Here is a 12,381-nt window from a genome sequence, read left to right on the forward strand (position 1 = left end):
GTTGTCCTCTCAGTTCGAACAGCCGGTGCCGAATTCGCTGTATTGAAGAATGTGTTTTGCGCCGTGGCTGTCGAGGTAGGTCATCTCGACCGGTACAACGCCGCAGACGTCGGCGACCGGGGTGATGCTCACGACTTCAGCAATATCCAGCGCCATGCCGTAGCGGTAGGCAATGGCCTCTTCATCAGCCTGGGCCTGGGCGGCGAGGCCGGCGAGCAGGGCCAGGGTCAACAGAATTTTGTGCATGGGGCAGCCTCCAGGCAGATGGGGTGACGACTTGGCAATCAAGTTTTGGATGGGCCCGCACCTCAGGTGCGGGCCGGGAGGATCAGAACGGACGCAGCGGCAGGAACTTGCCGTCGAGGGTGACCACGGCGCGGGAGCCGCCTTCCGGGTCTTCGACTTTCTTGATGTCGAGCTTGAAGTTGATCGCGCTGATGATGCCGTCACCGAACTGCTCGTGGACCAGGGCTTTGAGGGTGGTGCCGTAGATCTGAATCATCTCGTGGAAGCGGTAGATGGTCGGGTCGGTCGGCACGCCGCTGAGGCTGCCGCGCAACGGGATGATCTGCAGGGCGGCAACGGCGTCGGCGTCCAGTTCAAGCTTGGCGCCGACCACTTGCGCGGCGTCTTGCGGCAAAGGGTGCTGGCCGAGCAGGGCCGCGGTGACGTAGGCCAGGCTCAGGCCGGTGTCGTCGGCCAGATCCTGCCACGACAGATTTTTGCGGGCCTTGATGTCGAGAATGCGGGTGGTCAGGGCCAGGCTGGCATCGTTGTAAGCGTGGGACTGTTGCATGGTGTCACTCCTTTCAAGGTTGGCTTGCTGTGTGGGAGCCATCTTCTGCCGGTTGATCCATAGCGTCCAAGACCGATATACAATGCTTCGCATAAGTCCTGCCTATAGATGGTGAGCCCGATGCTGTTGCGACATTTGCGTTATCTGCTGGCCGTGGCCGACCACGGCGGATTCACCCGGGCGGCGGAGGCGTTGCACGTGTCGCAGCCGACCCTGTCGCAACAGATCCGTCAACTTGAGGAAACTCTGGGGGTGGCCCTGTTCGATCGCACTTCGCGCACGGTCAAGGCCACCGATGCCGGCGAGGCTTACATTGAGTGTGCGCGGCGGGTGCTGGTGGAGCTGGAGGCGGGCAAGCGGGCGTTGCATGACGTGAAGGATCTGTCCCGTGGCAACCTGCGTCTGGCCATGACCCCGACCTTCATGGCGTATCTGGTCGGGCCGTTGGTGCGTGATTTCGCGGCGCGCTACCCGGGTATCCATCTGCAGATTTTCGAGCTGTCGATGGACGATATCGAAGCGGGTCTGGCGGACGATTCGCTGGATATCGCGATTGCCTTTACCCCGGTGCGCCACCCCGATCTCGAGTGCATTCCGGCGTTTACCGAAACCCTGGGGATCATGGTCGGGCGCGAGCATCCGCTGTACGACAGCAGCGGGGTACTGACGTCGAGTGACCTTGCACAGCTGGATTTCGCCTTGCTGGCACCGGACTTCATTACCCGGTTATCAATCGATGAATATTTCCGTCAGTTGGGGATCACGCCCCGGGTGCGGATCGAGGTGAACTCGGTGAGCACGTTGCTGGAGGTGGTGCGACATGCGCCGATGGCGACGATGTTGCCCGAGGCGATTGCGACCGAAGATCGCGCGTTGCGTCGCTTGAGCGTCGAGAACGAAGCGCCGCAGCGTGGAGCGGCGTTGTTGCGACGGCGCAATAATTATCACAGTGCGGCGGCAGTGGCGTTCATGAATATGGTGCTGGAGCTCAATATCCCCCTGTAGGAGCTGCCGAAGGCTGCGATCTTTTGATCTTGATCTTAAAAAACAAGATCAAAAGATCGCAGCCTTCGGCAGCTCCTACAGGGCTGTTTTTGGGAGCAATAAAAAGGGCCTGCTTCTTTTGGAAGCAGGCCCTTTTTATTTATTGAAGTTGTAACTCAGCAAAACCGGTCAATCACCCGAACTTCATTCTTGTTCTGCATCGAATCCCACGCCTGTTTCAGCGTCTGCAGCACATTGCCGATGAAGTCTTTATCGGCCGCAGCTTTCTTGCCGACATAACCGTGGCCACGGCGGTACATCTTCAGGCGGGCCAGCAGGTTCTGGTTGTTGCGGTCGAATTCTTCTTCACCAGCGTGGGGCGACAGGCAGTCGATATGCACCTGACCCGACTTGCTGATCCAGAGAATGTGGCTGTCGTGGCTGTCTTTTTGCGCCGCGAACATACGAGCCAGTTCTTCGATAGTAGGTTGATTGTTCAGATTCATGATGTTTGCCCCTTGACCAGTCTGGTGATCTTTCAAAGTTGATTCGCTAATACAGGTAGCCCATCGGTTAGTTGATCCCTGGCACCGAAACCAGGACGTCAGCGGTCGCCCGTGAGAAGTACGGGGTCATGCGTCTGTTGCATGTAGTCGTGTTGAATAACTGCTACGCAATAGCGTCACAACGAGGAGAAGCAGCGAAAACCGGGAGGCTCCTTGACGACGTTTTCAGGGTCGACCACAAGCGTCTTGAGAATTTTCGCCAGCGCTTCTCGTCCTTGTACTGGACGTTCAGGCCAGGTCAGCTTCTTCAATCTGCCTTGTGGGCAGCGTGTATCCGGAAAAAACAACTCGGCGGTCAGACGAGTTTGCTCAAGCGTGTTACCGATGTTCCCGATCGGGGAACGTCTTCATCATGCAAAAGCAAAACGACGCCGTCAACGGTTTTGTAGTGATTATTTTTGATCACTACATATTGTCGGACAAAGCTGTTTTGGAATGAGAAAAGTTCCGTTCAGGCAACGGAAGCGGGGCTGTGAAAGACATAGAAGGTACAGGGATAACCGTCGACCGAACGCTGCTGGCGGACGAACTCACCACCGCTCAATTTGGGGATCAACCTGGCCCAGAAGTGCCGTGCAGGCAGGTTGGCGTCGATATGGAAAATCTGCCACTGACCGGGCAAACGGCTCAAGAGGGCAGAGACGACAAACTGCGCGACGCCTTGGCCACGGAAGCGTCGAGTGAGGAAGAAGTAGCCGATGTTGTATTCGGCGCCGTCGATGTGGGTGTCATTGTCGACGATCACGAACCCGGCCAGTTCGCCGTCGATGCGGATCAGGAACGGTTGAGTAGCGGAATTGCGCCAGTAATCGTCTTTCTGCTGAATGCTGAAGAAGCCATGTTCGCCGAGTTTCAGTGGTAGCCATTGGCTGAAGTCGTACATGTAGAACTGCATGAGGTTTTCGATGGTTTGCAGTTCGTCGCGGTGGGCGGCTAGCAGTTCGATGGTGGGCATTGGGGGGAACTCCTGAAGATTGCGGCTTCAGTATTGTCGACTCATACCTTGTGGTGAGGGGATTTATCCCCGATGGACTGCGCAGCAGTCCTCTAGTTTAAGTAAAAGCTGGGGCCGCTTCGCAGCCCATCGGGGATAAATCCCCTCACCACAGAGTCCCTCACCACAGGACTGATCATTACTTCGCTGTGCGTTTGGCTGCCCCGGCGGTTTTACCGCGCGTCGATTTACGCTTTTTCTTCCACGGCGCGGCAGCCTTGCCGGCCGGTGGCGGGCCGCTGATGGTCAGGTTCAGGGAAGAACAGCGGCTGACCTGCTTGCTCATCCACGCCGCCTGTTTGGTGACGAACTCTTCCAGACTCATCTCGCCGTTCTGCACCATGTCCAGCGCCTGCTCCCAGATGGCGGTGGTGCCGGGATCGGCAATCGCCCGGGGTACGGCGTCGATCAGGCTGAAGGCCGCCGGGGTCGCGGCCAGCGCCTTGCCGTTCTTCACCAGATAACCACGATCCAGCAGACCCTGAATGATCGAAGCGCGGGTCGCTTCGGTGCCGATGCCGGTGGTGTCCTTGAGTTTCTGTTTGAGCAGCGGATCCTCCACCAGTCTGGCGACGTTCTTCATCGCCTTGATCAGATCGCCCTCGTTGTAGGGCTTCGGCGGCTGCGTCCACAGATCCTTGAGGTTCACGCCGGCCACGGCGCAATCGATACCCTGGCTTAGCGCCGGAAGCGTTTGCGGCGCTGGCGCTTCACGGCCCCTGGCCGGGGCGAGGGCTTCAGGCAGGGCACGTTTCCAGCCCGGTTCGATGATCTGCTTGCCGATGGCGCGCAACGCTTCACCGGCGCAATCGAAATCGGCCTGGGTGCGATCGTATTCGTGGTTGGGCAGGAATTGCGCCAGATAACGCGCGCGAATCAGGGTATAGACCGCCCGGTGTTTGCCGCTCAGGCGTTCGAGATTTTTTGCCGCCGCTGTGGGGATGATGCCGTGGTGGGCGCTGACCTTGGCGTCGTTCCATGCCCGGGAGCGGCGCTGCGGGTCGAGGTGACCGTTCAGCGCGTCAAGGCTTGGGTCGGCCTGACGCAGTGCCGCTAGTATCCCCGGCGCTTCGCTGTGCTGGCTCAGCGGCAGAAAGCCGCAATCGCTACGCGGGTAGGTGATGACCTTGTAGGTTTCGTAGAGCGCCTGGGCGATGTCGAGGGTTTCCTGGGCGCCGAGACCGAGTTTCTTCGAGCAGACTTCCTGCAGGGTACCCAGATCGAAAGGCAGCGGTGCCACTTCACGCATGCGTTCGGTGCGCAGCTTCATCACCCGCGCAGTGGCGGCATTGCTGATTGCCGCCGCCGCTTGTTGCGCAAGCGGCTGATTAAGGCAGCGATCCTGATCGTCGCAAACGTCGCTGGGCGCACGCCATTGCGCAGTGAACCGCGTGCCGTCGTGCAGCAGTTGCACATCGATCGCCCAATACGGCACCGGGACGAAATCGGCGATGCTGCGGTCGCGATCCACCACCAGTCGCAGCGTCGGCGTTTGGACCCGACCGACCGGCAGCACGCCCTGATAGCCGGACTGCCGGCCCAATAGAGTGAACAGGCGGCTCATGTTCATGCCGATCAGCCAGTCCGCCCGCGAGCGCCCCAGCGCCGAGTGATACAGGCTGAAGGTTTCCGCTCCCGGCTTCAGCGCGGCCAGGGCCTTGCGGATCGACGCCTCGTCCAGCGCCGACAGCCACAAGCGCCGGATCGGCCCGCGATAGCGGCAGTGCTCGACCAGTTCCCGGGCAATCATCTCGCCCTCACGGTCGGCGTCGGTGGCGATGATCAGCTCGCTGGCCTCGCCGAGCAGGCGCTTGACCGCCTTGTACTGGCTGGCGGTGCGCGGCTTGATGGTCATTTTCCACTTGTCCGGGATGATCGGCAGATCCGCCAGTACCCAGCGTTTGTAGCGCGCGTCGTAGGCATCCGGCGGTGCGGTTTCCAGCAGATGGCCGATGCACCAGGTCACTGTGACGTCCGTTCCCAGCCAGCAGCCGTCGCCCCGACGCCTGGCGCCGAGCACGGCCGCAATGTCTTTGGCCTGGGAAGGTTTTTCACAGAGGTACAGCCGCATAACCACCATCGTCAATCAATTCACTGGAGGTGCACAGGATGGCCGCAGTTGGCGTCGGGGGCAACTTTTATCTGTATGGATATACAGATCAAAACGTTGCCGGGAATGACCGGTATTACCGGGACGTCGCGCACCACTATCGAGAAATCGAATGGTGCCGCGCTTGCCGGGCATGTCAGGTTCGTCGGGCCTTCAAGAAACGCGAGAGACAGGACGATCCCGCCAGATGATCGCCAACGTCCGAACGCACTGACTACTCTGAAACAAGGAAGTCGCACCATGGCTCAAGCCAAAGCAAAATCCAGCAGCGCCTATGACGAAGTGAACGCCTTCAGCCACCTGTACGACCGTGGCGTCGGCCTGGTGAACGGCAAACCATCGTTCACTGCCGACCAGGCGGCTGACGAAATCCTGCGCAAAAACCTGTCGTGGCACGACAAGAACGGCGACGGCAAAATCTCCCTGACCTACACCTTCCTGACCGAAAAACCGGCGAACTATAACCCCAACCTCGGCAATTTCAGCCAGTTCAGCGCTCAGCAAAAGGCTCAGGCCGTGCTGTCGATGCAATCCTGGGCCGACGTGGCCAAGGTGACCTTCACCGAGGGCAAGGGCGGCGACGGCCACATGACCTTCGGCAACTACGACGTCAGCACTGGCGGTGCGGCGTTCGCTTACCTGCCGAGCGGTGGCAGCTACGATGGCCAGTCGTGGTATTTGATCAACAACCAGTATCAGGTCAACAAGACCCCGGACACCAACAACTACGGGCGTCAGACCCTGACCCACGAGATCGGCCATACCCTTGGCCTGTCGCACCCGGGCGCCTACAACGCCGGCAACGGCAACCCGACCTACAATGACGCCAAATATGCCGAAGACACCCGTGGCTACAGCCTGATGAGCTACTGGAGCGAAGCCAACACCGACCAGAACTTCAGCAAGGACGGCAGCGGCGCCTACGCCTCGGCACCGCTGCTGGACGATATCGTCGCCGTGCAAAAACTCTACGGCGCCAACTATGAAACTCGCGCCGATAACACCACCTACGGTTTCGGCTCCAATACCGGGCGCGATTACTACAGCGCCACCTCGGCGTCGTCGAAGCTGGTGTTCTCGGTGTGGGACGGTGGCGGCGATGACACGCTGAACTTCTCTGGCTTCACCCAGAACCAGAAGATCAACCTCAATGAAGGTTCGTTCTCCGATGTCGGCGGGCTGGTCGGTAACGTGTCGATCGCCTATGGCGTGACCGTGGAAAACGCCGCTGGCGGTTCGGGCAATGACCTGCTGATCGGTAACTCGGCCGTCAACCATCTGTTCGGCGGAGCCGGCAACGACATCCTTTACGGCGGTGGTGGCGCGGATGTGCTGTGGGGCGGCGAGGGTGCGGACACCTTCGTGTTCGGTGCGGCCAGTGATTCGACCAACAACCAGCCGGACTGGATCATGGATTTCAAAAGCGGCGTGGACAAGATCGACCTCTCGGGCATCGCCGCGTTTGCCACGGGGGCGGCGTCACTGAACTTCGTCAGCAGTTTCACCGGCCACGCGGGCGATGCGATCCTGACTTACTACGCGCAGAACGGTCAGACCGGGCTGCTGGTCGATCTGACTGGGCAGGGGCAGGTTGACTTTGCCGTGGGTGTGGTGGGGCAGGCGGTGGCGACTGATATCGTGGTTTGATGCCAGAAGAGTAGCCCTCACCCTAACCCTCTCCCAGTGGGAGAGGGAACCGATCGGGGGATGCTGAAAACATACGTCGACCTGATTGCACTTCGCTGAATCCACAATCGATAAAGCACTTTCAGGTCGGTGTAGAACGAAAGACACCTCGACAGGCTCCTTCTCCCTCCGGGAGAGGGCTGGGGCCGGGGGGCTTTGGCCGTTCGGCTGCAAAATCACCCTGGTCTGAACCTATGAGCTATACCTGAACCGGTCTCTCTGCGCCGTATTCAGGAGTAACCCCAATGAGCACCACCGGCCTCAACCCCGTCATCACCCTCGAAGAACTTCCCGGTTGCCTGCTGGTGAAATTCCACGGCATCCAGGTCGCGGCGTCCTCGCATGTGCTGGTGCTCCATGAGGCCAACTACCCGCCGGTGTACTACGTGCCCCGCGAGGACATCGACGAAAAATACTTCGCCCGCACCGACCACACCAGTTATTGCCCGTACAAGGGCGACGCCAATTACTTCAGCCTGCAAATACCGGGGCATGAGGCGGCGAATGCCGTGTGGACGTATGAGAAACCGAAGATCTCGGTCGAGCAGATCAAGGACTATGTGGCGTTTTATCCGGATCAGGTGAAGTTCGAGGTGATCAAGGCGGATGCTTAGTTCCTGGATGAAGAGATTCAATTGTGGCGAGGGGATTTATCCCCGATGGACTACGCAGTAGTCCCATTTTTCACGGGGGGCGCTACGCACCCCATCGGGGATAAATCCCCTCGCCACAGGTTTTTTACCAAAGGATCATGTTTCAGATTCAGTTCTTATCGAGATCGATATTCTTCGTCTCACGCAGACAAATCATCCCCACCACCAGGCTCACCCCGGTAATCAGCACCGGGTACCACAGCCCATAGAAAATATCCCCGGTGTACACCACCAGCGCGAACGACACGGTCGGCAGGAAACCGCCGAACCAGCCGTTGCCGATGTGATACGGCAGGGACATCGAGGTGTAGCGGATGCGCGTCGGGAACAGCTCGACCATCAGCGCGGCCAGCGGGCCGTAGCACATGGCCGAGATGATGATCAGTGCGACGATCAATGCCACGATCATCGGTTTGTTGATCTGCTGCAGGTCGGCCTGTTGCGGGTAGCCGGCGAGGGTGACGGCGCCGCGCAGGGCCGATTCGTCATAGCCGTCGATCTTCACGTCGCCGATGCTCACCTGCACGCCGCTGCCGGCCGGCGCCGCGGCGCTGGTGTAGGGCAGGCCTTGCTTGACCAGGAAGGTCTTGACCTTGTCGCACGGGCTGTCGAATTTGGCCTTGCCCACCGGGTCGAACTGAAAGGTGCAGGTTGCTGGATCCGCCAGCACGGTGATCGGCGCCTGACGGCTGGCCTGATCGATTGCCGGATTGGCGTAGTGGGCGAGGGATTTGAAAATCGGGAAGTACAGCGCCGTCGCCAGCAGCAAACCGAGCATCAGCACCGGTTTGCGTCCGACCTTGTCCGACAGCCAGCCGAAAATGATGAAGAACGGCGCACCGATGACCACGCTGATGATCAGCAGGCTGTTGGCCACCGCCGGATCCATTTTCAGGAACTGGGTCAGGAAAAACAGCACGTAGAACTGCGCGGCGTAAAAGGTCACCGCTTGCCCGGCGTTGATGCTGAACAGCGCAATCAGCACGACTTTGAGGTTCTCCCATTGGCCGAACGATTCGCGGATCGGCGCCTTCGACGCTTTGCCTTGCTCTTTCATTTTCAGGTAGGCCGGCGACTCGTGCAGGCTCAGGCGGATCCAGGTGGAAATGCCCAGCAGCACGATCGACAGCAGAAACGGAATGCGCCAGCCCCAGACTTCGAACTGGTCACCGGTGAAGTACCGGCAACCGAGCACCACCAGCAGCGACAGCAGCAGGCCGAGGGTCGCGGTGGACTGAATCCAGCTGGTGTGGAAACCGCGCTTGCCGATGGGCGCGTGTTCCGCCACGTAGGTCGCGGCGCCGCCGTACTCACCGCCCAGCGCCAGGCCCTGGAGCATGCGCAGCACCACCAGAATGATCGGCGCGGCGATGCCGATGCTGGCGTAGTTCGGCAGCAGGCCGACGCAGAACGTGGCGATGCCCATCAGGACGATGGTCGCGAGGAAGGTGTATTTGCGCCCGATCATGTCCCCCAACCGACCGAACACCAGCGCTCCGAACGGCCGCACGATAAACCCGGCGGCGAAGGCCATCAGCGCGAAGATGAACGCGGTGGTGTCGTTGACGCCGGCGAAGAACTGCTTGCTGATCACCGCCGCCAGGGCGCCGTAGAGGAAGAAGTCATACCACTCGAACACCGTCCCCAGCGACGAGGCGAAGATGACTTTCTGTGTGGCATTGCTGGTGCTGGCGCCGCTCGCGGCATCCAGCGGCTGAGCGTGTTCTGACATATCGGTATCCCTCACAGTGATTGTTTTTGTTGTTCCACTGGTGTTGCGTGTCCGGATGAAGCGCGATGCCTTGAATCGGCGGTTGATTCCTGTGGGAGCGAGCCTGCTCGCGAAAGCGATGGGTCAGTCAACTTTTATGTTGAATGGGCTACCGCATTCGCGAGCAGGCTCGCTCCCACATTGGGAATCTGTACAGGTCCAGCCAGGATAAGTTGTGCCGCCTTCTCGGCAATCATCAGCGTAGGCGAACAGGTATTGCCCGAGGTGATGCGCGGCATGATCGAGGCGTCGGCGATGCGCAGGCCGGGCACGCCATGCACGCGCAGTTGTGCATCAACCACCGCGTCAGCGTCATTGCCCATGCGGCAGGTGCCGACCGGGTGGAAAATCGTCGTGCCGATGCGCGCCGCCGCTTCGTGCAGTTGCGCCTCGCTTTGCAGGCTGTCGCCGGGCAGATACTCCACCGGTTTGAACGCTTGCAGGGCCGGGGCGCTGACGATGCGGCGGGTCAGGCGGATCGCATCGGCGGCCACGCGCAAATCTTCCGGATGGCTGAGGTAGTTCGGTTGAATCAGCGGCGCGTCCTGAGGATTCGTCGAACGGATGTCGATCCGCCCACGGCTCTGCGGACGCAGATCACAGACCGACGCGGTGAACGCCGGGAAACCGTGCAGCGGCTCGCCAAAGCGCTCCAGCGACAGCGGTTGCACGTGGTATTCAAGGTTCGCTGAAGTCTGCTCCGGCCCGGAGCGGGCAAATGCGCCCAACTGACTCGGCGCCATCGACAGCGGCCCGCTGCGGTCATACAGGTAACGCAGGCCCATGCCCATCTTGCCCCACAGGCTGCCGGCGATCTGATTCAACGTGCGGGCGTTTTGCAGTTTGTAGATCAGGCGCAATTGCAGGTGATCCTGCAGGTTGCCGCCGACCCCCGGCAGCTCATGAATCACGCCGATGCCGAGGTGTTTCAGCAACGGCCGCGGGCCGATTCCGGAGCGCTGCAGAATGCTCGGGGAACCGACGGCACCGGCGCAGAGGATGATTTCCTTGCGCGCCTTGAAGCTTTTCACCTGGCCTTCGTGACGCGCGCTGACTTTGCAAGCACGGCCGTTTTCCAGCAGCACCCGATCCACTTCAACCCCGGTCAGCACCGTCAGATTGGGCCGCTCGCGAATCGGTTTGAGAAATGCCTTTGCCGCGTTCCAGCGCACCCCGGCCTTCTGGTTGACCTGGAAGTAGCCGCAACCCTCGTTGTCGCCCTGGTTGAAGTCGTCGATGCTGGCGATGCCGCTCTGATCGGCGGCGCTGCGAAACGCGTCGAGAATCGGCCATGACAACCGCTGTTGCTCAACCCGCCATTCACCCGTGGCGCCGTGAAATTCAGCGGCGCCGGCAAAGTGGTTTTCGCTCTGTTTGAACAGTGGCAGCACGTCGTTCCAGGCCCAGCCCGGATTACCCTCGGCCGCCCAGCCGTCATAGTCGCCGGCCTGGCCGCGCATGTAGATCATGCCGTTGATGGAGGAGCAGCCACCGAGCACTTTGCCGCGCGGGTAACTCAGGCTGCGTCCCTGCAGGCCGGGTTGGGCTTCGGTCTTGAAGCACCAGTCGGTGCGTGGGTTGCCAATGCAGAACAGATAGCCGACCGGGATGTGAATCCACGCATAGTTGTCGCGTCCGCCGGCTTCGAGCAGCAACACCCGCTGCTGCTTGTCTGCCGACAATCGATTGGCCAGCAGGCAGCCGGCAGGTCCGGCACCGACCACGATGTAGTCGTATTCATCAAGGGAAGTCTGCATTCCCTGACCTCGCTTTTTGTTTTGATTGTCCGACACTCTAGTTGTTAGCTTTCGTTAAAAGAATGTTAGTTTTTACCCAGCCGCTGTGCGTTTTCGAACAGCCTGGCTTGACCCTGGCTGACAAGGACACCCCATGTTCGACTGGAACGACCTGCGGTTTTTTCTGGAGTTGCAACGCAGCGGCCGCCTGCTCACGGCCGCCCGACGCCTGAACACCACTCACGCCACCGTCGCCAGGCACATCGAGGCCATCGAAAGGAGCCTCGGCACCGCACTGTTCGTCCAGCATGCCCAAGGCTACGAAATGACCCCGGCGGGGGAGGCGCTGCTCAAGCACGCCGAGGCCATGGAAAACGTCGCGCTGCTGGCCCAGGAAGAGATCACCCAATCCACCGCGCCGCTGGGCAAGATCCGCGTCGGTGTCACGGAAGGGCTGGGTATCAAATTTCTCGCCAGCCGCATGATCGGCCTGTTCGAACGCTATCCCGGCCTGGAGGTGGAGCTGGTGGCTGTGCCGCGGTTCGTCAGCATCCTCAACCGCGAGGCGGAAATCAGCATCCACCTCGAACGCCCGGCCGCCGACATGCTGGTCACGCGCAAGCTCACGGACTATCGGTTGGCGCTCTACGCCAGTCAGGCCTACCTCGACAAGGCACCGCCGCTCCAGAGTCGCGAAGACCTCGCCCGGCATGCGTGGATCGGCTACGTGGATGATCTGCTGTTCAGCCAGGAACTGATGTTTCTCAACAGTTTCTGTCGCAGCCCGCGCGTTGTATTCCACAGCACCAGCGTGATCGCCCAGCAGGAGGCGGCGCGCTCGGGCCTGGGGATTGCTGTGTTGCCCTGCTATATGGCGGCGTCGGATCCGGATCTGCGCCTGTTGCTGCCGGAGGAGCGTATTGAGCGCAGTTACTGGATCAGCACCCGGCGCGAGCTGCACAAATCGGTGCGGCTGCGGGTGGTCTGGGATTATGTGGTGGGGCTGTGCGAGGCGGAGCAGGGGCTGCTCAGCGGTAAACACTGATACCTCAACGGTTTTTCACCCGGCTCGAGATTTCACCGAT

11 protein-coding genes are annotated in these 12,381 nt (G+C 60.4%); 4 read left to right on the top strand and 7 right to left on the bottom strand.

All coding sequences use genetic code 11. The annotated features are described in order from the left end of the window. Window positions 1-9 precede the first annotated feature (9 nt). Together ACM6HV_RS20790 and cynS are read right to left on the bottom strand one after the other, a co-directional pair. A complete protein-coding gene (locus ACM6HV_RS20790) occupies window positions 10-246 on the bottom strand; it encodes a DUF2790 domain-containing protein (RefSeq protein ID WP_047293546.1) in 237 nt (78 codons plus the stop codon). Window positions 247-328: 82 nt separating this feature from the next. Further along, window positions 329-796: a cyanase gene (cynS, locus tag ACM6HV_RS20795; RefSeq protein ID WP_041073392.1), complete on the bottom strand. Its 468-nt coding sequence runs from the start codon at window positions 794-796 to the stop codon at window positions 329-331. Window positions 797-916: 120 nt separating this feature from the next. On the opposite strand from cynS, the gene cynR reads away from it, so the two are divergent. Next, window positions 917-1,801, top strand: a complete 885-nt coding sequence (gene cynR, locus ACM6HV_RS20800; protein ID WP_145595403.1) for a transcriptional regulator CynR — start codon at window positions 917-919, stop codon at window positions 1,799-1,801. Window positions 1,802-1,956: 155 nt separating this feature from the next. Here cynR and ACM6HV_RS20805 read toward each other — a convergent pair whose 3' ends face one another. From ACM6HV_RS20805 to ACM6HV_RS20815, 3 genes are all read right to left on the bottom strand, one after another. Continuing rightward, window positions 1,957-2,286, bottom strand: coding sequence for a hypothetical protein (locus ACM6HV_RS20805; RefSeq protein WP_047293552.1), 330 nt, complete (start codon window positions 2,284-2,286; stop codon window positions 1,957-1,959). Window positions 2,287-2,797: 511 nt separating this feature from the next. Beyond that, the gene (locus tag ACM6HV_RS20810) at window positions 2,798-3,301 is read right to left on the bottom strand and encodes a GNAT family N-acetyltransferase (RefSeq protein WP_145595406.1); all 504 of its coding nucleotides are present in this window, start codon (window positions 3,299-3,301) and stop codon (window positions 2,798-2,800) included. A 178-nt stretch (window positions 3,302-3,479) separates the two neighbouring features. Then, a complete protein-coding gene (locus tag ACM6HV_RS20815) occupies window positions 3,480-5,411 on the bottom strand; it encodes a DNA topoisomerase III (RefSeq protein ID WP_414905188.1) in 1,932 nt (643 codons plus the stop codon). A 279-nt stretch (window positions 5,412-5,690) separates the two neighbouring features. Between ACM6HV_RS20815 and ACM6HV_RS20820 the strand changes: the two genes are divergently transcribed. After that, window positions 5,691-7,097 (top strand): serralysin family metalloprotease, encoded by a 1,407-nt coding sequence (locus ACM6HV_RS20820; protein ID WP_414905189.1) that lies wholly within the window; start codon window positions 5,691-5,693, stop codon window positions 7,095-7,097. 284 nt (window positions 7,098-7,381) lie between these two features. After that, on the top strand, window positions 7,382-7,750 hold the full coding sequence (locus ACM6HV_RS20825; protein WP_121186046.1) for a DUF427 domain-containing protein: 369 nt from the start codon (window positions 7,382-7,384) through the stop codon (window positions 7,748-7,750). Window positions 7,751-7,898: 148 nt separating this feature from the next. On the opposite strand, the gene ACM6HV_RS20830 is transcribed toward ACM6HV_RS20825, so the two are convergent. Both ACM6HV_RS20830 and ACM6HV_RS20835 read right to left on the bottom strand, forming a co-directional pair. Continuing rightward, entirely contained in the window at window positions 7,899-9,521 is a 1,623-nt protein-coding gene (locus tag ACM6HV_RS20830) for an MFS transporter (RefSeq protein WP_047293563.1), read from the bottom strand. A gap of 134 nt (window positions 9,522-9,655) precedes the next feature. After that, window positions 9,656-11,317, bottom strand: coding sequence for a GMC family oxidoreductase (locus ACM6HV_RS20835; protein ID WP_414905190.1), 1,662 nt, complete (start codon window positions 11,315-11,317; stop codon window positions 9,656-9,658). 133 nt (window positions 11,318-11,450) lie between these two features. On the opposite strand from ACM6HV_RS20835, the gene ACM6HV_RS20840 reads away from it, so the two are divergent. Continuing rightward, window positions 11,451-12,341 carry a LysR family transcriptional regulator gene (locus ACM6HV_RS20840; RefSeq protein ID WP_041073375.1) on the top strand — a complete coding sequence of 297 codons (891 nt, stop codon included), beginning with the start codon at window positions 11,451-11,453 and terminating at the stop codon, window positions 12,339-12,341. Window positions 12,342-12,381 lie beyond the last annotated feature (40 nt).

The sequence above is a fragment of the Pseudomonas sp. IT-P260 genome, from assembly GCF_949768395.1.
In the GTDB taxonomy this organism is placed as follows: Bacteria; Pseudomonadota; Gammaproteobacteria; order Pseudomonadales; family Pseudomonadaceae; genus Aquipseudomonas; species Aquipseudomonas parakoreensis.

Bases quoted from the DNA above. Each gene is read 5' to 3' on its own strand.
- ACM6HV_RS20790 (WP_047293546.1), bottom strand. From the start codon at position 246: ATGCACAAAATTCTGTTGACCCTGGCCCTGCTCGCCGGCCTCGCCGCC.
- cynS (WP_041073392.1), bottom strand. From the start codon at position 796: ATGCAACAGTCCCACGCTTACAACGATGCCAGCCTGGCCCTGACCACC.
- cynR (WP_145595403.1), top strand. From the start codon at position 917: ATGCTGTTGCGACATTTGCGTTATCTGCTGGCCGTGGCCGACCACGGC.
- ACM6HV_RS20805 (WP_047293552.1), bottom strand. From the start codon at position 2,286: ATGAATCTGAACAATCAACCTACTATCGAAGAACTGGCTCGTATGTTC.
- ACM6HV_RS20810 (WP_145595406.1), bottom strand. From the start codon at position 3,301: ATGCCCACCATCGAACTGCTAGCCGCCCACCGCGACGAACTGCAAACC.
- ACM6HV_RS20815 (WP_414905188.1), bottom strand. From the start codon at position 5,411: ATGCGGCTGTACCTCTGTGAAAAACCTTCCCAGGCCAAAGACATTGCG.
- ACM6HV_RS20820 (WP_414905189.1), top strand. From the start codon at position 5,691: ATGGCTCAAGCCAAAGCAAAATCCAGCAGCGCCTATGACGAAGTGAAC.
- ACM6HV_RS20825 (WP_121186046.1), top strand. From the start codon at position 7,382: ATGAGCACCACCGGCCTCAACCCCGTCATCACCCTCGAAGAACTTCCC.
- ACM6HV_RS20830 (WP_047293563.1), bottom strand. From the start codon at position 9,521: ATGTCAGAACACGCTCAGCCGCTGGATGCCGCGAGCGGCGCCAGCACC.
- ACM6HV_RS20835 (WP_414905190.1), bottom strand. From the start codon at position 11,317: ATGCAGACTTCCCTTGATGAATACGACTACATCGTGGTCGGTGCCGGA.
- ACM6HV_RS20840 (WP_041073375.1), top strand. From the start codon at position 11,451: ATGTTCGACTGGAACGACCTGCGGTTTTTTCTGGAGTTGCAACGCAGC.